Annotated in this window: 16 protein-coding genes; 5 read left to right on the top strand and 11 right to left on the bottom strand. The window is 70.1% G+C overall.

Features of this window, described 5'->3' with window-relative positions; genetic code table 11:
• Nucleotides 1-3: 3 nt before the first annotated feature.
• The 4 genes from RBS60_RS00245 to menD all read right to left on the bottom strand — a co-directional run bounded on the left by RBS60_RS00245 (nt 4) and on the right by menD (nt 4,783).
• Nucleotides 4-810, bottom strand: coding sequence for an amino acid ABC transporter ATP-binding protein (locus RBS60_RS00245; RefSeq protein WP_307955512.1), 807 nt, complete (start codon nt 808-810; stop codon nt 4-6).
• Nucleotides 807-1,793 carry an amino acid ABC transporter permease gene (locus RBS60_RS00240; protein WP_307955511.1) on the bottom strand — a complete coding sequence of 329 codons (987 nt, stop codon included), beginning with the start codon at nt 1,791-1,793 and terminating at the stop codon, nt 807-809. Before RBS60_RS00240 ends, RBS60_RS00245 begins: the two co-directional genes overlap by 4 nt.
• A gap of 20 nt (nt 1,794-1,813) precedes the next feature.
• Complete coding sequence (locus RBS60_RS00235; RefSeq protein WP_307955510.1) at nt 1,814-2,752, bottom strand: ABC transporter substrate-binding protein; 939 nt, start codon at nt 2,750-2,752, stop codon at nt 1,814-1,816.
• A 336-nt stretch (nt 2,753-3,088) separates the two neighbouring features.
• Nucleotides 3,089-4,783 carry a 2-succinyl-5-enolpyruvyl-6-hydroxy-3-cyclohexene-1-carboxylic-acid synthase gene (gene menD / locus RBS60_RS00230; RefSeq protein WP_307955509.1) on the bottom strand — a complete coding sequence of 565 codons (1,695 nt, stop codon included), beginning with the start codon at nt 4,781-4,783 and terminating at the stop codon, nt 3,089-3,091.
• A gap of 96 nt (nt 4,784-4,879) precedes the next feature.
• Here menD and RBS60_RS00225 point away from each other — a divergent pair, with 96 nt between their 5' ends.
• A complete protein-coding gene (locus RBS60_RS00225; RefSeq protein WP_307955508.1) occupies nt 4,880-7,669 on the top strand; it encodes an MGH1-like glycoside hydrolase domain-containing protein in 2,790 nt (929 codons plus the stop codon).
• 89 nt (nt 7,670-7,758) lie between these two features.
• Here the strand turns inward: RBS60_RS00225 and RBS60_RS00220 are convergent, their stop codons facing one another.
• Both RBS60_RS00220 and RBS60_RS00215 read right to left on the bottom strand, forming a co-directional pair.
• Nucleotides 7,759-8,790, bottom strand: a complete 1,032-nt coding sequence (locus RBS60_RS00220; RefSeq protein ID WP_307955507.1) for an o-succinylbenzoate synthase — start codon at nt 8,788-8,790, stop codon at nt 7,759-7,761.
• Nucleotides 8,787-9,530 (bottom strand): M50 family metallopeptidase, encoded by a 744-nt coding sequence (locus RBS60_RS00215; protein WP_307955506.1) that lies wholly within the window; start codon nt 9,528-9,530, stop codon nt 8,787-8,789. The genes RBS60_RS00220 and RBS60_RS00215 overlap by 4 nt, the downstream gene beginning before the upstream one ends.
• Nucleotides 9,531-9,627: 97 nt before the next feature.
• On the opposite strand from RBS60_RS00215, the gene RBS60_RS00210 reads away from it, so the two are divergent.
• Both RBS60_RS00210 and RBS60_RS00205 read left to right on the top strand, forming a co-directional pair.
• Entirely contained in the window at nt 9,628-10,734 is a 1,107-nt protein-coding gene (locus RBS60_RS00210) for a LacI family DNA-binding transcriptional regulator (protein ID WP_307955505.1), read from the top strand.
• Between the two features lie 140 nt (nt 10,735-10,874).
• Nucleotides 10,875-11,741 carry a hypothetical protein gene (locus RBS60_RS00205; protein WP_307955504.1) on the top strand — a complete coding sequence of 289 codons (867 nt, stop codon included), beginning with the start codon at nt 10,875-10,877 and terminating at the stop codon, nt 11,739-11,741.
• A 257-nt stretch (nt 11,742-11,998) separates the two neighbouring features.
• Here the strand turns inward: RBS60_RS00205 and RBS60_RS00200 are convergent, their stop codons facing one another.
• Genes RBS60_RS00200 through RBS60_RS00185 form a run of 4 tightly spaced genes read right to left on the bottom strand, consistent with a single transcriptional unit; the run spans nt 11,999 to nt 16,753 of the window.
• Nucleotides 11,999-13,402 (bottom strand): glycoside hydrolase family 32 protein, encoded by a 1,404-nt coding sequence (locus tag RBS60_RS00200; RefSeq protein WP_307955503.1) that lies wholly within the window; start codon nt 13,400-13,402, stop codon nt 11,999-12,001.
• A gap of 11 nt (nt 13,403-13,413) precedes the next feature.
• Nucleotides 13,414-14,346, bottom strand: coding sequence for a carbohydrate ABC transporter permease (locus tag RBS60_RS00195; protein ID WP_307955502.1), 933 nt, complete (start codon nt 14,344-14,346; stop codon nt 13,414-13,416).
• An 8-nt stretch (nt 14,347-14,354) separates the two neighbouring features.
• Nucleotides 14,355-15,323, bottom strand: a complete 969-nt coding sequence (locus RBS60_RS00190; RefSeq protein WP_374049183.1) for a carbohydrate ABC transporter permease — start codon at nt 15,321-15,323, stop codon at nt 14,355-14,357.
• The gene (locus tag RBS60_RS00185) at nt 15,320-16,753 is read right to left on the bottom strand and encodes an extracellular solute-binding protein (RefSeq protein WP_307955501.1); all 1,434 of its coding nucleotides are present in this window, start codon (nt 16,751-16,753) and stop codon (nt 15,320-15,322) included. Before RBS60_RS00185 ends, RBS60_RS00190 begins: the two co-directional genes overlap by 4 nt.
• Nucleotides 16,754-16,911: 158 nt before the next feature.
• On the opposite strand from RBS60_RS00185, the gene RBS60_RS00180 reads away from it, so the two are divergent.
• The gene (locus RBS60_RS00180; RefSeq protein ID WP_307955500.1) at nt 16,912-17,784 is read left to right on the top strand and encodes a phosphatase PAP2 family protein; all 873 of its coding nucleotides are present in this window, start codon (nt 16,912-16,914) and stop codon (nt 17,782-17,784) included.
• A gap of 63 nt (nt 17,785-17,847) precedes the next feature.
• The gene (locus tag RBS60_RS00175; protein WP_307955499.1) at nt 17,848-18,780 is read left to right on the top strand and encodes a phosphatase PAP2 family protein; all 933 of its coding nucleotides are present in this window, start codon (nt 17,848-17,850) and stop codon (nt 18,778-18,780) included.
• Between the two features lie 103 nt (nt 18,781-18,883).
• On the opposite strand, the gene RBS60_RS00170 is transcribed toward RBS60_RS00175, so the two are convergent.
• Nucleotides 18,884-20,080, bottom strand: a complete 1,197-nt coding sequence (locus tag RBS60_RS00170) for an MFS transporter (RefSeq protein ID WP_307955498.1) — start codon at nt 20,078-20,080, stop codon at nt 18,884-18,886.
• Between the last annotated feature and the right edge of the window lie 117 nt (nt 20,081-20,197).

The following is a 20,197-nucleotide window of genomic DNA, read 5'->3' as shown; positions in this document are numbered from 1 at the left end:
GTCTTAGAGGACCTTGCTCAGGAACGCCTGGGTCCGCTCGTGCTGCGGATTGGCGATGACGTCACGGGGGTTGCCCGACTCGACCACCACGCCGCCGTCCATGAACGTCAGGGTGTCCCCGACCTCACGGGCGAACCCGATCTCGTGCGTCACGACGATCATGGTCATACCAGACTTCGCGAGGTCCTTCATGACGTTGAGCACATCGCCGACGAGCTCGGGATCCAGGGCCGAGGTGGGCTCGTCGAAGAGCATGAGCTCGGGATCCATCGCCAGGGCACGGGCGATCGCCACACGCTGCTGCTGGCCGCCGGAGAGCTGGGCCGGGTAGTGCCCGGCCCGCTCTGACAGGCCGACCCGGTCGAGGAGCTCGAGCCCCCGCTTCCGGGCGGCAGCCCGGTCCTGGCCCTTGACCTGGATCGGGGCCTCGATGACGTTCTCGAGGGCGGTCTTGTGGCCGAACAGGTTGAAGCGCTGGAACACCATGCCGATGTTGCGGCGCTGGCGGGCGATGTCCTTGACCGTAAGCTCGTGGAGCTTGCCGCCGTGCTCGCGGTAGCCGATGAGCTCGCCGTCGACCGCAATCCGGCCGGCGCTGATCGTCTCGAGGTGGTTGATGCAGCGCAGGAGGGTGGACTTGCCGGACCCAGAGGGTCCGATGAGCACCGCCACCTCGCCGGACTTGACGCTCATGTCGATCCCGCGCAGCACGTGGTGCTGGCCGAAGTACTTGTGCACGCCCTCGATCCGGACGAGTTCCCTGGCCCCGGGACGGAGGCGTTTTGTGTTCTCGGGAGCTGGTGCGCTCATCGTCCGCTCTCCTCGATGTCCTTGCCGGCCACGGTCGGGCCGCCGGGCATGGTCTGCGATGCGGGACCCAAGCCTGCCCCGGCGGCCTTGGCCGCCGCCGCGTTGACCGGGGCCTGGGCGAGGTTGTCCACGCCCTTGCCGTAGTACTTCTCGATGTAGTGCTGGCCCACCATGAGCACGCTCGTGACCAGCAGGTACCAGAAGGCCGCAACGATGAGCAGCGGAATGGGCAGGTACGTGCGGTTGGCCAGGGTGTTCGAGACGAACGTCAGGTCCAGTGTGAACGGCACGGCCAGGACGAGGGAGGTCGTCTTGAGCATGCCGATCGTCTCGTTGCCCGTCGGTGGCACGATGATGCGCATGGCCTGGGGAAGGATGATGCGCCACATGATCTTGCCGTTGCGCATCCCGAGGGCCTCGGCGGCCTCCATCTGGCCCTTGTCCACGGACTTCAGCCCGGCACGGAAGATCTCCGCCAGGTACGCGGACTCGTTGAGGCCCAAGCCCAGCACGGCCGCCCAGAACGCGTTCAGCAGGTCCTGCGTCGTGAAGGCGAACAGCTCGGGACCGAACGGCACCCCAACGCTCAGCTTCGGGTAGAGCACCGAGACCAGGCCCCAGAAGATCAGCTGGGTGTACACCGGGGTGCCGCGGAAGAACCACACCCAGAACCAGGCAGACCAGCGGAAGATCGGGTTGTCCGACTGCCGCATGAACGCCAGAAGGATCGCCAGCACGATCGCAATCACCATCGACAGGACCGTCAGGAGCAGCGTCCAGCCCACGCCCCGGATGATGTTCACATCCAGGACGTACAGCGCGAACGTGTCCCAGTGGAAATTCGGGTTCGTCGCAAGGCTCTGGACGGTCAGGGCCACGAGGATCAGGATGACGGCAGCGCCGACCCACCGCCACGGGTGGCGCACCGGGACAGCCTTGAGCAGCTCCGGCGCGCCGCCCTTCACGGCCTCAGGGGTTTCCATCCGATGTGTAGTCATGGTGGTCACGAGGAAACAGACGGGTTGACTTCAGACTTCGTGACGGCGCCGTCGGAGTTGTTCCACCCGTCGAGGATCTTCTTGTAGCTGCCGTCGGCGATGAGCTTGGTCATCGTCTTCTGGATCAGGTCGGCCAGCGCGGTGTCGCCCTTGGCAACGGCAATGCCCTCAGGCGCGACCTCAGTGGTCTCGCCGACCTTCTCGAGCGAGCCGTTCGTCTGCTGGATCGCGTAGGCGACCACGGGCGAGTCTGCGGACATCGCGTCAATGGCGCCGTTGACGAGACGGGTGTTGAGGTCCGTCTGCTTATCGAGGGTCACGATGTTGATCGCCGTCTTGCCGCCGGCCGTGCACTTGTCGCTGAGGGCCTTGACCTCGTCGGCCTCGGTGGTTCCGGTCTGGACGCCGATGGACTTCCCGCACACGTCATCGGTCGAGAACTTCTTCGGGTTGCCCTTCTGGACGGCCCACGAGACGCCGGCGTTGAAGTAGCTCACGAAGTTGACCGCCTGAAGACGCTCCTTCGTGATCGTGAAGGAGCTGATGCCGAGGTCGTACTTCGGGCCGAGCGCCGGGAGGATGCCGGTGAACTCCGCAGTCTGGACGTCGGCCTTGAGGCCCAGCGTCGCGGCGATCGCCTTGGCGATGTCCACGTCGTAGCCCATCGCGGTGTGGTTGTCCGCACCGCCCAGGAACTCCGCCGGGGCATACGTCGTGTCGGAGCCGATCACGAGGGTGCCCTTGGACTTGATCGCGGCAGGGACCTGCGAAGCGAGCGAGTCGTCCTTGGCCACGCTGCTCGGGTCGAACGAGGCCGCCGCGGAGGACGTGCCTGAGGGCTTAGCGCCGCCGGTCTCGGAGGCGTTCGTGCAGGCGGTGAGTGCCAGAGCGCCGACAGCGAGGACGGTTGCGCCCTTGGCCGCGAGCTTCGCGGAGAAAGTCATATCTCTGCCTTTACTTGTGAGGTATATGTCAAGAGTGCTAGTGCGACGTCCAATCCTACCCCTGCCACCGGCCGGATGAGATGTGCATCACAGGCAACTTCTGTTTCACTATTGGACAACATGCAGGCGAGGGAATCAAGCCCCGAAGGCCGGCGTGCCGTCCGGGATGACAGACGATGCCCACACCTCCCACCAGATGCGGGGTCACCTCCCTGCGATGCGGGGTCACCTTTCTAAAGCAGAGAACGCCCGTCCTAGACACGTGCCCCCGCAACATTGAGAAGTGACTCCGCAACGTTGACACCTGACTCCGCAACGCCGAGAGGTGACCCCTCATCAGGAGGTGACGCCCACGGCGTCTGCCACCGCCGCGCGGATCCGGGCGTGCAATCCGCGCAGCCCGGTCCTGTCCACTCGCGCCTCGACGATCTCGCGCCCCGCCCGCCGGGGAGCCGACAGCGCGGCCGCGGCCTCCGCCGTCGTGCGCACGATCGTGTGCCGTATCCCGTACGCCGCGGCGAGCGCGCGGAGGTCGGCACGGTGGGGCGTGCCGAAGAGCCGTTCGACGGCGGCTGCCGCGCCCGGGCGGCCCGGCTCGCCGCCCACCCGTCCGTGTTCGAGAATCCCGAAGATCGCCCCGCCGGCGTCGTTGAGCACGACGACGCGCAGGTCGGGCTCGGCTTCCCCCTCGCCGAGGAGCAGCCCGCCGGCGTCGTGCAGGAGCGTGACGTCGCCGAGGAACACCGTGGTCTCGACGCGGCGGCCGAGCCAGAGTCCGGTGGCCGTGGACACCGTCCCGTCGATGCCGGCGAGGCCGCGGTTGGCGAACACGCGTGCCCAGGGCAGGGTGGGCGGGGCCGCGGCGAGGTCGGCGTCCCGGATCCCGTTGGAGGAACCGAGCATGAGCTGGCCCCTCGCACTCTGCCACACGAGCTGGGCCAGACGCGGGCCGCTGAGCGCGGCGCCCGGGGCGCCGATGACTCGGTCCACCGCTTCCTGGGCCGCGGCACCGGCAAGCAGCCACGCGTCCAGCCAGCCCTCGGCGCCGCGGCCCGCGAACTCGGAGAGGACGTCGAGGTCCGCCACGAGGCGTTCGCGGCGGCGCCCCTCACGGAACCACGCCGCCGGGCGCGGGTGGTACAGGGCGGTCTGGACGCCCTCACGCGCGAGGAGCGCGGTGACCGGGCGGGAGAGCGTGGGCCGGCCGAACAGCACGACCCGCTCGATCACGTCTCCTGGCGGCCCGTCGAGCAGGAGCCGGTAGGGGCCGACGGCGTGCCCGCCGAAGCGGGCGTTGGAGCTGGGCTCGGCCAGGAGTGGAAGGCCATGCGCCGCGGCGAACGCCTCAGCGATCGGCCCGGCGGCGTGGCCCGCGAGGACCACCGTGCGCCGCGGCTCAAGCCCGCTGAGCGCCGCCACGGGCGGACGCCGGTACGCGTATTCCTGGACGGGCGGAGGGTCCCATCCGCTCAGCGGTGGCTCCCATCCGTCCTCGGGGACGAGCGGCTCGCGGAAGCACAGGTTGAGCTGGGCCGGTCCGGCGGGGACGCCCTCGAGCACCCCTGTCGCCGCGGAGACCGCCGTCCGGACGGAGGACGACGGCGACGCGCCAGCCTCGACCGTCACGGCGAACCGCACGTGCTCGCCGAAGAGGTCGAACTGCTCGGTGGTCTGGTTGGCGCCGGTTCCGTGGAGTTCCTCGGGCCGGTCGGCGGAGAGCACGATGAGGGGGACCTCGGCATGGTTGGCCTCCATGACGGCGGGCAGGAGGTTCCCGACGGCCGAGCCGCTCGTGGTGACGACCGCCGTCGGCCGTCCCGAGGAGAGGGCCGCGCCGAGGGCAGTGAAGCCGCCCGCACGCTCGTCGATCCGCACGACAAGCTCCAGATGGCCCCTCCCCTCGGCCTCTGCGAGCGCGTACGCGAGGGGTGCGCTCCGGGAGCCCGGGCACACAACAACACAGCGGACGCCGCCCGCGAGCAGTTCGGAGACTGCTTCGCGGGCGGCGTCGAGAGAACTGAGGGGACTCACCTCCCCATCGTAGGGACTTGCGGCCCTTCCGAGCCGCGCAGGACGACGATCCGGCGCGCTCCTTGGTCTGTCGGATGCTGCTGGCAGACTGGTCCCATGACGCCGAGCGCAGGGCAGAGCCGAACCCGATCCGACCAGCCGACGCCCACCACCGCCGAGCACCGCCGCCTCTCAGAGTCCCCCGGCGACACCGATCCGTGGCGCCTCTGGGGCCCGTACCTAGCGGGCCGGCAATGGGGCACCGTTCGGGAGGACTACTCCCCCGACGGCGATGCGTGGGACTACTTCCCGTTCGACCACGCCCATCGCCGCGCGTACCGGTGGGGCGAGGACGGCATTGCTGGGCTCTGCGACCGGTTCGGGTTCCTCAACCTCGGCGTGGCCCTCTGGAACGGGCGGGACGACCGCCTCAAGGAACGCTGGTTCGGCCTCACCAACGGCCAGGGCAACCACGGCGAGGACGTCAAGGAGCACTGGTGGCACCTCGACGCAACCCCCACCCACTCGTGGGCGAAGACGCTCTACCGCTATCCGCAGGCCGCCTACCCGTACGAGGATCTCGTGCGCACCAACGGCTCGCTGCCCCGCACGGCCCAGGAGTACGAGCTCGCCGACACGGGCGTCCTGGCCGAGGACCGCTTCTTCGACGTCGAGACGGTGCACGCGAAGGCCTCCCCCGATGACATCTGCGTGACCATCACCGCGACCAACCGCGGCCCGGACCCCGCGCCCCTGGACCTCATCGCCCAACTGTGGTTCCGCAACACCTGGGGATGGGGCCGGGACACGCGGGTCCCGGCCCTCCGGAGGCTGCGCGCCCCGGAGCTCTCGCCACCGTCGGTCGTGGCCCTCGAGGCGACGCACGGATTCCTCGGCCGCTACCTCCTCGCCGCCGACGGTTCCGGACCCCTCGGCGCACCGGAGGCGCTCTTCTGCGACAACGAGAGCAACAGCGCGGCCCTCTTCGATGGCGGCGAGAACCGCTCGCCGCACCCGAAAGACGCCGTGGACGCCGCCGTCGTACGCGGCGACCGTTCCCTGCTCAACCCGGCCGAGACCGGGACCAAGGCCGCGCTGCGGTGGCATGCGGACGCCGTCGCGCCCGGGGCGAGCGTGACCGTGCGCCTGCGGCTCACCGGTGAGATCCTGCCCGCGGACCCGTTCGGCCAGGGGTTCGACGACGTCCTCGCCGACCGCGAGCGCGAGGCGGACGAGTTCTACGCGACCGTGATCCCGGCACCGGCCAGTGCTGGGGGCACGGGCAGTGCTGGGGCCTCGAGCAGGCTCGCAGGACCCGAGCGCCGCGATGGCACGACGGCGGGCGACGCCTTCGTGGCCCGGCGCGCCTTCGCGGGGCTCCTGTGGGGCAAACAGCACTACCGCTATTCGGTGCGCGAGTGGCTCGAGGGCGATCCGGCGTTCCCTCCGCCGCCGGACGGGCGCCGTGGGCCATCGGGCCGGAACACGGGCTGGCGGAACCTGGCGCTCGCCGACGTCATCAGCATGCCGGACGAATGGGAGTACCCGTGGTTCGCCTCGTGGGACCTCGCGTTCCACTGCGTCGCGCTCGCGCATGTCGACCCGGAGTTCGCCAAGAACCAGCTCGTGCTGCTGTGCCGCGAGTGGGCCATGCACCCGGATGGGCAGCTTCCGGCCTACGAATGGGCGTTCGGGGATGTGAACCCGCCGGTGCATGCGTGGGCCGCGTGGCAGGTGTACCTCCTCGACGGCGCGCGGGACACGGACTTCCTCATGCGCGTCTTCGCGAAGCTGCTCCTGAACTTCTCGTGGTGGGTCAACCGGAAGGACGCGGATGGCTCCAACCTTTTCGAGGGCGGCTTCCTCGGCATGGACAACATCGGCCTGTTCGACCGGTCGAAGGATCTCCCTGCGGGCCACCGGCTCGAGCAGTCGGACGCGACGAGCTGGATGGCGTTCTCGTGCCTGACCATGATGCGGATCGCGCTCGAGCTGGCCCGCGAGGACCGGGTCTGGGACGATCTGGCGACCAAGTTCCTCGAGCATTTCCTCGCCATCGCAGAGGCCATGGAGGCATTCGGCAGCTCGGAGGTGTCCCTGTGGGACGAGGCCGACGGCTTCTTCTACGACGTGCTCCTCGGCGAGGACGGCTCCCAGCAGCGACTCCCGGTGCGCTCGATGGTCGGGCTCCTCCCGCTCCTCGCGGTGGCGGTCGCGCCGGAAGCGATGACGTCCGCCCTGCCCGACTACGCGCAGAGCCTCCATTGGCTCCAGCGGCACCGGCCCGACGCGACGGACGCCCTCATCCGCAGCGGCGACGGCGGGACCACGCTCGCGATCCTGCACGGAGACAGGCTCGACCGCGTCCTGACGCGGCTGTTCGACGAGCAGGAGTTCCTCTCGCCCTTCGGCCTCCGGTCACTCTCTGCGGCCTACCGGGAGCCGTTCACGGTCGACGTCGCGGGGACACCGATGTCCATCGCCTACCTTCCGGGCGAATCGGACTCGGGTCTCTTCGGCGGGAACTCGAACTGGCGCGGGCCCGTGTGGTTCCCCGTCAATGTGCTCGTCGCGGACGCGCTGGCCGTGTATGCCCAGGGCGTCGGGCAGGGCCTCGAGGTCGAGTTCCCCACCGGCTCGGGCACGAGGATCCCGCTTGCGGCGGCCGCGCGCGACATCGAGGACCGCCTGATCCGGCTGTTCCGGCCGGGCGGCGGAGACCCCAGCAGCAGTGGTGCGGAAAGCAGCCGGAGGCCCAGCACCCCGCGTGCCCACCCCCCAGGCCCGCTCTGGGATGCGCACCCGACCTTCAGCGAGTACTTCCACGGCGACACCGGCGCGGGCCTCGGCGCGTCCCACCAGACCGGCTGGACGGCCCTCGTGGCCCATCTCATCTGCCGCCGCTGACCCGGCTCGGGACCCGGACGCCTCCCGAATCCGGTCAGAAGGTGACCCCAGAACGTGACCCCCAGAGGGCGACCCTCAGAAGGTGACCCTCAGATGGCGGGGCGGGCAGCGGCGAGGACGGCGTGGCAGCGGCGGAGGCGCTCGAGCCACCACTCGCGCCGCTCGGCCGGCGCCGCGAAGCGCGCGAGGAGCTCAGGGTCCGGCGTCGCCCGCTCCATGAGACGGTCCGCCGAGATGAAGCCGCCGTCCGGCACGAGAGGCGAGCGCACGACGTCGTGCGCAAGGAGCGCCCCGGTTCCGAGCCCGCACGCGTGCGGCAGCGACGGGAGTGCCGCCGCGAGCGCGACGCCCGCGGCGAGCCCCACCGACGTGTCCAGCGCCGAGCTCACGACGGCGGGCAGCCCCGCCTCGCGCACGATCTCCAGGGCCCGACGCACCCCGCCGAGGGGCGCGGCCTTGACGATGATGAGGTCGGCGGCGCGGGCCCGGGCCACGCGGAGCGGGTCCTCGGCCTTGCGCACGGCCTCGTCGGCGGCGATTCGCACGGGCGTCCCGCGCGCCTCGAGCAGCGCACGCACCTCGGCGAGCCCATTGATCCCGGGCACGGGCTGTTCGGCATACTCGAGGCCGAACTCCCCGAGGAGGGTGAGCGCCTCGACGGCCTCGGCGACCGTCCAGCCGGCATTGGCGTCGACGCGCAGGTCGGCCTCGGGAAGGGCCTCGCGCACGGCGGCGACCCGTGCGACGTCGTCGGCCAGGGACTGCCCGAGCTCGGCGACCTTCACCTTCACGGCGTCGACCGGGCCGAAGGCCGCGAGCACGTCCCGCACCTGCCCGGCAGGGACTGCGGGTACCGTGGCGTTGACCGGAACCCGCTCCCGGACCGGTGCTGGGAACCCCTCCCACGCGGCCTCGATGCCGGAGGCGAGCCAGCGGGAGGCTTCGGCGTCGTCGTACTCGAGGAATGGCGCGAACTCGCCCCACCCTGCCGGGCCCCGCAGGAGCAGCGCCTCGCGCTCGGTCACGCCTCTGAACTTCACGCGCATCGGCAGCCGCACGACGGCGGCACCTGCCTCGAGCTCCGAAAGGTCGGGCAATGTGGGGGGCCAGACAGCGCTCATGCGCCCACTGTAAGCACGGCGCCGGCCAGCACGGCCCACGAGGCAAGGCCTGCGAGCGCGATGACGGCGGCGAAGGCGAAGAGCCACACGGCCGAGGGAACCCCGGTCCTGCGGGACAGGATGTAGGCGTCCGAGCTGCCGAGCTCCCGGCGGCGCGACGTGTGCACCGAGACGACGTTCCACCAGTCGCGCGCGGCGCCGAGCACGAGCGCGAGTCCGACCGCGAGGGTCAGGTGACCCTGGACATCCGGCGGGACCGCCACGACGATCACGGCGACGGCGAGGATGGCTCCGGAGAGGATGAACACCCCGGCCATGTTCCTGATGAACAGGAACACGAGAACGAGGAGCACCACCGATACCGACAGCGCTGCCCGCCCGAACCCTGCCGCGGACGCCCAGACGAGCACCGCCCCCACCACTGCGGGCGACGGGTACCCCCAGAAGCCGAACCACACGGCCCTCCCCCGGCCCACACCGTGGGTCGTGCCGCCCTGGTCCAGGCGCAGCGTGATACCCGTGACGCGCATTCCGGTCGCAAGCCCCGCGAACGCGTGCCCCAGCTCATGGACGATGGTCACGAACCGGCCGAAGAATTGCCACAGGACCGGGACCACGCACAGCGCGGCCGCGGCACCGAGGAGGAGCGCGAGCTCCGTGGGCGGCACCACGAGGGGATCCGTGCGGGCGAACCCCTGCACGAACCCGTTGACGAACTCCTGCCACCAGTCTTGGATCACGGTTCCCGAGGGTATCGGAGGCGGCTGTGAGGCGCGGCATCGGGGCCAGAGGCACGGGCGCACAGCCAACCGCACACGTGTCAGGTACACTGCGGCCATGACCCGTAAAGCCACAGCACTCGACGTCGCGCACCGCGCGGGCGTGTCCCGCAGCGCCGTCTCGCTCGTGCTCAACGGGCGGGGGGACGGCAACGTCGCGAAGGAGGCCCAAGAGCGCATCCTCGCGGCGGCCGCGGAGCTGAGCTACACGCCCAATGCGATCGCGCGGAGCCTGCGCGACCGGCGCTCCCGCGTCATCGGACTCGTCTCCGACGAGGCTGTCACGAGCCCGTTCGACGGCGAGATCATCGCCGGCGCGGACGCGCTCGCCCGCAGCCACGGCTTCGTGACCCTCGCCACCGACACCGAGCAGGACGCGGGCCGCGACCTCGACGCCGTCCGCACGCTCCTTGACCGCCAGGTCGACGGGCTCATCTACGTCACGGTGGGCCTCCACGAGCTGCATGTGCCCCGCGGCATGCTCAGCGTCCCCTCGGCGCTCGCGAACTGCTACGCCGCCCCGGACTCCCCCCCGGGCTCGGCGGCCCTGCCGTCGATCCAGCCTGACGAGGTGCGGGGCGGGCACGACGCCGCCGCGCACCTCATCCGCCTCGGCCACCGACGCATCGCCTTCCTCGGGGGCCTGTACTCCTCCCCCGCGGTCGCGCTCCGCGAGGCCGGGTTCCGCGCAGCGATGGCCGAGGCGGGGCTCCCCGTGCGCGAGGAGTGGGTCATCGAGGCGGGCTGGGACTTCGCGCCGGGGCACCATGCCGCCACGGCACTGCTCTCGGCGCCTCCCGAGGAGCGTCCCACCGCGCTCCTCGCGGGCAACGACCGCGCGGCGGTCGGCATGGTCCTCGCCGCCGCGCGCCTCGGGCTCGAGGTCCCCCGCGACGTCTCCATCATGGGCTACGACAACGAACGGCGTGTCGCCGAGGTCATGGTGCCTCCGCTCAGCACTGTCGCGCTCCCCCTCCGGACCATCGGCGAGGAGGCCATGCGGGCCGTCCTCGCGGCCCTGGACGCGGGGGGTCCACTGTTGTCACGCACGACGGCGGGCGGCGGCTCGGGCACGCCGCCTGCGGAGCCGCTGCTGGTCCCCTGCACGCTCGTGGAGCGCGAGTCGACCGGTCCCGCAGCGGCGTCGAACCAGCGGTCGGCATAGAACCGGCACGACGCAGGATCCGCCCCACCCCAGCTCCGGAACGTTGCGCGGCCTCCTCTTCGCGGTCCACCGGGGGGCCACACTCGCGCAACCCCGCAAGTCGTCAAGAAACGGCCCTCTTGGGGTGCTAGGTTGCTCCGGTGGGGAACTATAAGAAGCCAAAGGTTCGGATCCATCGTGAGTTCTTATATCTGAATCACGACACGATCATCAACTCTCTTTCTGCCTTTGAATCTGGCAAGGTGGATGAAATTATCCAAAAGGCGTCCGAAGCAAGCGAGGGTGGCTTGGATGGCTCGATCGGGTATGGGCCGGTTAAGGCAGGCGGAAAGAAGACGTCGACTAAAAACGTTCAAGAGGAACTGGTGTTGACGCGGACCAAGTTCTCGGCTTTTGACGCATGGTTTGGCCACCTGGATGCCGCTGACGCACTCGGAGTGCTCGAGGGTTGGGATGCGGACACCCGCGAGGAGCTCGGTGTGGGTGAGACCGTCCGGCTCGAGGCTCACGTCGCCCTCGCTCCTCTCTATCAGATCTTTAATACTTTCATTAGCTTCGCCAATGAGGCCTCCAACCCTGACTCTGTGTTCAAACAGAAGGCGGCGGATGTTGCTGAGACAAAGAAGACTGCCCGTCAGATGCTTGGATGGATGAAGGGTAAAGGGGATGCGAAGAACATCCTCGTCGAACTGAATCCGTTTGGGGTTTCGGATCCCAAAGTGGTAGCGAGACTGGATGAGAGGTACTTGGTCGCTGGGGCTCAGGCCATTGAGGGGCAGTACACAATTATCGGACAGATCGAACACCTTTTGGTACCCGAGGAAAAGGTTCCTTCTATCCGGATAATTCGGGACGCGCCGCCGACGGAGCTGGAGACATCGACGATTACGGAGGCGTTGCGGAACTTCATCGAGCCCGCCGCAGCTTTGGGCGTAACGGTTGAAGAGAGCGATATTCGTCTCGAATACCCCACGGTTATCCTCCACCCAATCGCGATCTTCCGCTGAACCAGCCTTAGCCTGAGGTTAGCCCCGGCGCACCGAAGGGCCCCGGGGCTAAGGCCGCGCGCAGCGCGACCCTTTACTTGAAGTAGCAACGTAACTCGGGGGCAGTGGTGGGGCCTCGGTCGGTAGACGCGAACGGTTGCCAGCCACGGGCTCGGGGGAGGCGTGGACCTCGTTTCGAGGCGGCCTGCCGCCGGACCCGACCGGTCACCGGCCGGACGATCCGCGCCCGGGTGCGCACGGCGGTTCCCGGGTGAATCCTACTTCCCGGGCACCGCGAGGCGCCAGGCCCTCAAGGCGACGCCGGGGCCGAGGTCGAGCCAGTACGTCTCCTCGCCACGGGGATAGGCGCGCAGGGTCGTCGGGACGCCGCCAGCCCGGTAGACCTCGATGATCGAGGCGTCGAGGAGCACGCGCACCTCGTCGCCCGCCGCGAGCTCGCCCTCCCAGACGAGCTGTTCGCAGAGCGGGTCCCCGGCCGCACCCAGCACGAGGCGCACAGCGCCCGAGCCGGTGAGCACCGCCTCGGCCTGGTCTGGCAGCGGCAGGTGCGTGCCGCCGTCGTGCGCGGAGCCGGTGACCGGCGCGAGTTCCGCGGCTCGCAGCGCGGCGAGCTCGGACGCGGGACGCACCTCGACGGCGTCGCCGAGCACGCCCAGCTCCCGCGGGAACGTGAGCGCGCCGGACCAGCCGACGGCGTCGCAGTCCTCTTGCGTCCGGCCTCGGACCCCGGCCGGCGCAGCCTCCTTGGCCCACCCCCACACGAGTACCCGCTCGGGCGCGCCTGCCGAGGCAGGGACCTGGACGGCCTGCGGCGCGTAGAACGAACTTCCAAGGTCCGTGAGGCCGGTGGCCCGGGGGGAGAACACGGGCAGCCCAGTGGCGGGGTCCTGCGCGAGCGATCCCACGAGGTGCCCCACGCCGGTGAGCTGGTCGTCGCGCCACAGCGAGACCACGGCGGCCCAGGAGTCCCCCGAATGGACCAGCTGTGGGCACTCCCAGATGTTCGCCTCGGGCAGTCCGGCCGCCACGGGGTCCTCCGACGTGAGCCACACGCCGTGGTATTCCCACGCGGACAGGTCGTCGGCGCCGTACAGAAGCAGAGCAGCGTGCCCGGAGTCGAGGCCGGCGCCTTGGAGGGCCCACCGCCGCCCGGCGAATTCGAACACGAACGGGTCGCGGACCGCGACGACGCGCGGGTCGGCGGGCATCCCGGCGGCCACGGTACCGTCCTGCGTCCATGCCTCGAGGTCTACCGAGCCGCGGGCGAGCACCACCTGCGAGCGACCGGAACCGTCCACCACACCGGAGTACACGGCGGTCGGCACGCCGGCGTCGTGGGTGACGACGCCGGTCCAGCACCCGTAGGCGTCCGGTCCGCCCTCCTGGGGCGCGAGCGCCACCAGGTGGGCGTCCCAGCACACGAGGTCCGGCGAGCTCATGTGGCCCCAGTGGATGCGGTGGTGGCGCGCCGACTCGGGGTTGTACTGGTAGAACACGTGCCAGCGCCCGTCGGCGAAGGCGACGCCGTTGGGGTCGTTGACCCAGCCCCGGTCGGGACGCGGGTGGAGGCGGGGGAAGGAGCGGTCCGGGTGCGCGGCCGACGCAGCCACGGGAGATGCGACCGGCGCGACGGTTACGGGTGCGGGGTACACGGAGGTCATGGAGGTGCTTTCTACTTGCCGGCGCCGGCGGTGAGGCCGTCGCGGAGGGTGCGCTGACCGACGAGGAAGACGATCAGCGCAGGGATCATGGACAGGACGACGCCGGCGAGGACCACGGAGATGCTCCCGGTGCCCATGTTGCCCTGGAGGGACACGAGGCCGAGGGGCAGCGTGAAGTTCTGCTCGGAGATGGTCAGGATGAGGGGCCGGAAGAACTCGTTCCAGTGGAAGTTGAAGGCGAGGATCCCCACGATCGCGAGGCCCGGCATGGCCAGTGGCGCATAGACGGAGCGGAAGATGCGGAACGGGGACGCACCGTCGATCGCGGCAGCCTCGGCGAGCTCGGCGGGGAGTCCGAGGAAGTACTGCCGCATGAGGAACGTGCCGAACGCGGTGGGGATGGCCGGGAGGATGAGGGCCAGGAGCGTGTCGGAGAGGCCCATGCCGCGGATGAGCATGAACACAGGCACGATCGTGACCTGGACCGGGACCATCATGGTCGCGAGGACGAGGGAGAAGAGGGCGCCCTTCCCCTTGAACTTCAGGAACGCGAACGCGTAGCCCGCGAGCGCCGCGGAGAACATCTGGCCGAGGGCGATGAGCCCCGTGACGAGTGCGCTGTTGAGCACGAGCAGGGCCATGTCGACCTGCTTGAAGACCTGCGCGTAGGAGCTGAAGTCCGGGTTGAGGGGGAGGAACGCGGGCGGCAGCTTGAGCGAGTCCGCCGGGGGCCGCAGCGACGTCGACAGGGTCCACAGGACGGGTCCGAGCGTGAGCGCCGCGGCCAGGATTAGGACCGCGATGCGGCCGGCGAGAGACCAGTCGAGCGGGCGACGGCGGCGTGTCGCCCAGGGGCGCGGGCTGTGGTCCTGCTGCACGGGACTGCCAGAGCGGGCTCGCCGGTTCGAAGGGGTGGCGGGGACTGGGGTCGCGGTGGTGGTCATGGTGGGCCTCACTGGTAGAAGACGAAGCGCTTGCTGAGCCGGAACTGAAGGGCCGTGACGGCCATGATGACGAGCATGAGGACCACGCCGATCGCGGAGGCCTTGCCGAACTGGAGCTGCTGGAACGCCGTCTCGAAGATCACCATGACGGCCGTGCGGGTCGAGTCGCCGGGGCCGCCGCGGGTGAGCACGTAGGGCTGGTCGAAGACCTGGAGGGCGTTGATGATCGCCATGACGGAGGCCACGAGCGTGGTGGGGCTGATGAGCGGGAGCGTCACGTAGCGGTGCTTGCGCCATCCGGTCGCGCCGTCGAGGGACGCCGCCTCGTAGGTCTCCTGCGGGATCGCGGACAGCGCGCCGAGGAAGAGCAGGAACGAGAACCCGAAGTTCTGCCACACGTAGACGAGCACCACCACGCAGGCCGAGCCGAACGGCGTCGTGAGCCACGGGACCGCCGGGATGCCGACTGTGCCGAGGAGCCAGTTGACCACGCCGAACTGCTCGTTGAAGAGGTACTTCATGAAGATCGAGACGCTCGCGGCAGAGAGGATGAGCGGGAAGAAGAACGCGGAGCGGAAGAAGACGCGCAGCCAGTTCGGCAGTCGGTCCTGGATGAGGACGGCGAGGCCGAGCGCCACACCCAGCTGGAGCACGACGGCGACGACCACGAACGCGAGCGTGTTGCCGAAGGCCACCCGCACCGTGGGGTCCGTGGCCATCTCGGCGAAGTTGTCCAGCCCCGCGAACTGCGGGGCGCTGAGGATGTCCCAGCGGAAGAAGGCGAGCCCCACGGAGGCAACGATGGGGACGAGGGTGAACACACCCATGCCGACGATCGTGGGGGCGAGGAAGAGCCAGGCCATCGCGCGGGAGCCGCGCGATGCGCTGGGCACGGCGCCCGGGGCGGCTGCGGGGGCGCCCCGGTTCGAGGCCCCGCGGATGCGGGAAGCGCGGGGGCGGGCGGCCATGGTGCTCATGCGGTCCTCCTGAGGGCCAGCTCGAGGTCGCTCTGCAGGGAGGCGAGCGCGCTCTTGAGCTGCTGCTCGTCCCCGCTCACGGCGAGCGAGACGTTCTTGATGAGTGCGGTTTCGACGGCGGCCTGCTGCGGCGGCGCGGGGATGGGACCGGTCGCGGGGAACCGGTCCAAGGTGTCGTAGAAGACCTTCCAATGGGCTGGACCCTTGCCCGAGTAGAGGGCCTCGTTGACCATCGAGCGGCGGGCCGGGGTTGTGGTCGGAGTGGAGAAGATGAGCTCCATCGCCTCGCGGGAGGAGCTGAACTTGATCCACTCCCACGCGGCGTCCTTGTCCTTCGCGGTCTTCATGATCGCGTAGCCGGCGGTGCCGAACTGGTGGCGCTGGGCGGCAGCGCCGGGGCCGCTCGCCCAGCGGGGGAAGAAGGAGACGTCGAAGTCGCCCGGGCCCATTCCCGCTTGGGAGAGGCCCTGGACCCAGTAGCCGCCAGCCGGCGTCGCACCGATGCGGCCGGAGGCGAAAAGCCCGACGAGCGAGTTGCCGCCGCCTTCCTCGGGGCGGACTCCGAGGCCGTCCTTGACGAGTCCGCGGAGGAAGTCGAAGGTCTCGAAGACGCGCGGGTCATCGGCGTTGGGCGTCTGCCAGAGGTACCCGCCGGAGCGGGACGCGCGGGAGGGGTCGGTGCCGTAGAAGCGGTCCCAGAGCCAGTCGCCGCCGGTGGCGCGCTCTTCGGCGAGGAAGGAGGTGCCGTTCGCGTAGAGCCACGGGACCACGCCGCCGAAGAGCCGGTTGGTCCAGTAGTAGGGGGTGAAGCCGCTCGGGTTGGCGCGGCGCATGGCCGCGAGCGAGGAGCGGAAGTCGAGGTGGGTCCAGTCGTCGGCCGGGCGGGAGAGCCCAGAGGCGGCGAACACCTTCGTGTTGTAGTACATGTCCGCCGCGTTCCAGTCCATCGGGAGCTGGTAGAGGCTCCCCCGGTACATGAATGCCTCGACAAGGCTCGGGTGGACATCGGCGAAGTACTCGGCCATGACAGACGCGTCGCGGCGGAGGTACTCGTCGAGCGGGTGCGCGAGCTTCTCGGCGAAGAGCTGCGCGCCCTCGGTGGCCACGTAGACGACGTCCGGTGGGTTGCCGGCGGCGACCATGGTGAGGATCTTGCTGAAGAAGTCCTTCCAGTCCACTGCCTGGATGGCCTGGACGCGGACCTTGATCTCGGGGTGGAGGCGCCGGAACGCGTCGACGGCCTTCTGGCGGGCCGCCGCGTCCGCGGCCGTGCCGAGGATCGCGATGCTGAGGCTTCCGTCGTTGCGCCCGGGGATGTCGGTGCCGGTCAAACGGGGCCACGAGGCCACCGTGGCTCCGAGGATCCCAGCGCCGAGGGCCCCGAGCGCGGTGCGCCGCGAGATCTCGCGCAGAGTGAGCGAGTCGCCCATGACTCTCCTTTTGAGGGGGTTGTGCGGTCTTTTGGACCGCGCCTAACACGTGTTAGGAATCGTAGATGTGACACCTAACACGTGTCAAGTGCTCGATGTCACGTGCATCACAGCAGGCCCATCGGCGGCCGTACAGGACGGCATGACAGGCTGGTTCCATGGCCTCTCCGAGCCCCGTGCGCCCGGGGCCCTTCCTGCTCGCCTCGCTGGCGGCCGCGGCCGGATTCGCCGCGGTCTACCTCGTGTTCGTCCGCACGAACGCCGGCCAGAACCTTGACGAGCGCGGGCTCCTCGAATCCGCCGCCATGTTCGGCGCCTGGTCCAGGACCACCCTCGCCTTCCTCAACGGCATGCCTGCCTTCTCAGTGGTGCTCGCCGCGGCGGCGCTGTGCTGGGCCGCGCTCATACGACGCCGATGGGTCGCCTCCGCGATCGCTCTCGTCTCGGCCCTCGCGGCCAACGCGGCCACCTACGTTCTCAAGCAGTACGTTCTCGACCGTCCCGACCTCGGCCACAACGCGCTCGGCGGCAATTCGATGCCCTCGGGCCATGCAACGCTTGCGGCCTCCGCCGCAGCAGCCGTCTACCTCGCAGTCACGCCGCGCTACCGCCCGCTTGCGGCGTTCGCTGGGGCCACTTACGCCGTGCTGGCCGGCGTCGTCATGCTCGTCAACCAGTGGCATCTCGCGGCGGACGTCGTGGCTGCCTTCCTGCTCGTGGCCGCCATCGCGGCACCCGCCACGTGGCTCGCGCTGCGGACGGAACGCGCCTCCGGCACTCCCCCACAGCTGCGGATCCGTTGGGAACGGGTGTCCCTGCGTATCGCCCTCGGCGCGGCCGTCGTCGCCGCCCTTGCACTCATGCTCGTCCTCGTGGTGCCCCCCGAGGGCTGGCGCGTGGGCACCGTTCCCCAGTTCTTCGCGGCCGGCGCGGCAGCCATCACGGCCAGCGGATACGCGTGCTCGGCCGCGGCGTGCCGCCTCGTCACCCGGGCGGCGCGCCGGTCGCACACGGCCAGCGCACGCCCCTGACCGCCGCGCCCCTGCCAGGCTCCGCTTGGGCGCTCCTCAGATGCGTGTGGGAGGGTAGACCGCATGCCCGTCAAGAGCAACGCGAGAGAGACGACCCAGGCAGCACGCCACGCGACGCCGACCGAGGACCCCGAACCGATGCGTTCCCGGCGGCCGCCGATCGGCCCGTTCCTGCTCGCAGCCCTCGCGGCCGTGGCCGGCCTCATCGGAACCTATCTGTTCTTCGTGCGCACCACGACGGGCCAGTTCATCGACGAGTCGGCGCTCGTGGAGGCGACCGAGCTGTACGGAACCGCGGTCAAGGCCTCCCTGCGATTCCTTGACTTCCTGCCCGCGATCTCCGCCGCCCTGGGAGCGGGCGCGCTCGGCTACGCCGCGATCGTGCGACGCCGGTGGGCCGCCTCCCTCACGGCCCTCGCCGCCGCGGGGGCCGCCAACCTTGCGACGCAGGTGCTCAAGAACGACGTGTTCACGAGGCCCTACCGCGGCATTGAGACCTTCACCGAGAACTCCCTTCCTTCCGGGCACACGACCCTCGCAGCCTCGGCCGCCGCGGCGATCTTCCTCGTGTCCTCGCCGCGCTGGCGGCCGTTCGTCGCGTTCGCCGGCGCCACGTACGCCGTCGGTACCGGCATCGCAACCCTCGTGAACCAGTGGCACCGCCCGGCGGATATCGTGGCCGCGTTCCTCGTCGTCGCGGTCTTCATGGCCCCCGCGGCGTGGGTCGTGCTGATCACCGGCCGGAGCTGGAACGCCTGGGAGGGCTTCGGAAGCCACCCGGGCTCCTCGCGCCTCTGGGTCGCCCTGCCCACGCTCGCGGGTCTGGGTGCCGCCGCAGTGGCGGTCGTGGCGCTCGTGCGCATCGCGCCCCTGCCCGGCCAGGAGGCGAGCACCACGAACTACTTCTGGGCGGGCTGCGCGTTCGTCGCGATCAGCGGATACCTCGTCTCTGTGGCGGCGTCCTGGCTCGTGAGCGCCGCCGCGCGCCGCACTTGAACCGCGGGGCCTGTCGGTTCTCCACAGCTGCCGGGCTGCCTGAACCGCGGAACCCGGCCGCGCGCCGTCGTACGCGGCCACCCGCGCCCCACGGGGGCGCGTCTCACGCGCGAGGGCTCGCCTGCGCCCTCGGGACGCTCCACGCGAGCACGGCTGCTGCCACCAGCCCGAGCCCACCTGTCGCGGCCACGCCGATGCCGAGAGTTGCAGCGGCGGTGACGGCCGAGAGGAGGATAGGCCCCACGGTGCTCCCGGTGTCCGCCATGAGACGCCACAGCCCGAGGAATTGTGCCCGTCCGTGGGCGGGAGAGAAGTCGGCGCCGAGGGTCATGATCATTCCGGACCCGATCCCGTTGCCGAGGCCCAAGAGGCACGAGACCCCCAGGAACGGCCAGAACGAGGACGTGGACGGCATGGAGATGAGGGCCAGGCCCATGATGGTCATCGAAGGGATCGCGACCGCGAGCCGGCCGCGCAGGTCCATCAGCCGGCCGCCGGGATAGAAGAGGAGGAGGTCCACGCCTCCGGCGATTCCGTAGACGAGAGAGGCAGCCTGGGCATCCAGGCCGAGGTGCTCGGCCCACAGCGGGATGACCACCTGCCGAGACTGCCGGACGGCAGAGATGAACAGCACCCCGAGCCCCACGGTGGTGAGGACCCTCCAGTGCGCGGCCGCGACCCGGCCGAGGCGCGGCTGGGGAGCCCGCGAGGGCCCGGCGACGTCGTCCTCGAGATCAGGCATGAACAGCGCGACCGCGGCCGCGCCCACGAACACGACGGCTCCGACCCAGTACGCGCCGCGGAGGCCCCCCACGGAGATCGCGGCGGCTCCGAGGAATGGTCCGAGGAACAGCCCGATCCGCAGCGTCCCCCCGAGCGTCGAGAGGGCGCGGGCGCGGAACTGCGCCGGCACCGCCTCGGTGAGGTACTTCTGCCGGGCCAGGTTCGTGACGCTGGACGCCATTCCGAGCACCACCAGCGCGGGCATGAACTGCCACAGCTGGGTCGCTAGGGCCGCGGTCACGAGGGCGATGGCCCCCGTGGCCTGCGCCCCGACGATCGCCCAGCGCTCGCCGAACCGGACCGTGAGGAGCGAGGCCGGGAGGTTGAAGACGAGCGATCCGAGGCCGATCAGCGTCACGGTGAGGGCGGCAACCGCCACGGAACCGCCGAGGTCACGCGCGGAGAGCGCCACGACCGGAAGCACCGCGCCCTCGCCGAGGGAGAAGAGCACCGACGGGCCGAAGGCCGGAACGGCGATCGAGAGGAGGGAGAACCGCTCGTTGCCTGATCGAACCACTCCCCCACTCTAGGCGAGCAGACTGGGCCCAAATCCCCTTGTTTGTCGCCGTGGCCGCGGGTATCTTAAGTCCAGTGTCTGGATAAACCATTCGCGAAGAACCGTGCGGGTGCGTGA

The sequence above is a fragment of the Sinomonas sp. ASV486 genome, from assembly GCF_030908215.1.
In the GTDB taxonomy this organism is placed as follows: Bacteria; Actinomycetota; Actinomycetes; order Actinomycetales; family Micrococcaceae; genus Sinomonas; species Sinomonas puerhi.
This window is presented reverse-complemented; position numbering and strand designations above follow the sequence as displayed.

Excerpts from the sequence above, each read along its gene's own strand:
- RBS60_RS00180 (WP_307955500.1), top strand. The coding sequence starts at position 16,912 with ATGGCCTCTCCGAGCCCCGTGCGCCCGGGGCCCTTCCTGCTCGCCTCG.
- RBS60_RS00200 (WP_307955503.1), bottom strand. The coding sequence starts at position 13,402 with ATGACCTCCGTGTACCCCGCACCCGTAACCGTCGCGCCGGTCGCATCT.
- RBS60_RS00185 (WP_307955501.1), bottom strand. The coding sequence starts at position 16,753 with ATGGGCGACTCGCTCACTCTGCGCGAGATCTCGCGGCGCACCGCGCTC.
- RBS60_RS00175 (WP_307955499.1), top strand. The coding sequence starts at position 17,848 with ATGCCCGTCAAGAGCAACGCGAGAGAGACGACCCAGGCAGCACGCCAC.
- RBS60_RS00225 (WP_307955508.1), top strand. The coding sequence starts at position 4,880 with ATGACGCCGAGCGCAGGGCAGAGCCGAACCCGATCCGACCAGCCGACG.
- RBS60_RS00210 (WP_307955505.1), top strand. The coding sequence starts at position 9,628 with ATGACCCGTAAAGCCACAGCACTCGACGTCGCGCACCGCGCGGGCGTG.
- RBS60_RS00245 (WP_307955512.1), bottom strand. The coding sequence starts at position 810 with ATGAGCGCACCAGCTCCCGAGAACACAAAACGCCTCCGTCCCGGGGCC.
- RBS60_RS00235 (WP_307955510.1), bottom strand. The coding sequence starts at position 2,752 with ATGACTTTCTCCGCGAAGCTCGCGGCCAAGGGCGCAACCGTCCTCGCT.
- RBS60_RS00240 (WP_307955511.1), bottom strand. The coding sequence starts at position 1,793 with ATGGAAACCCCTGAGGCCGTGAAGGGCGGCGCGCCGGAGCTGCTCAAG.
- RBS60_RS00190 (WP_374049183.1), bottom strand. The coding sequence starts at position 15,323 with ATGAGCACCATGGCCGCCCGCCCCCGCGCTTCCCGCATCCGCGGGGCC.
- RBS60_RS00220 (WP_307955507.1), bottom strand. The coding sequence starts at position 8,790 with ATGAGCGCTGTCTGGCCCCCCACATTGCCCGACCTTTCGGAGCTCGAG.
- RBS60_RS00195 (WP_307955502.1), bottom strand. The coding sequence starts at position 14,346 with ATGACCACCACCGCGACCCCAGTCCCCGCCACCCCTTCGAACCGGCGA.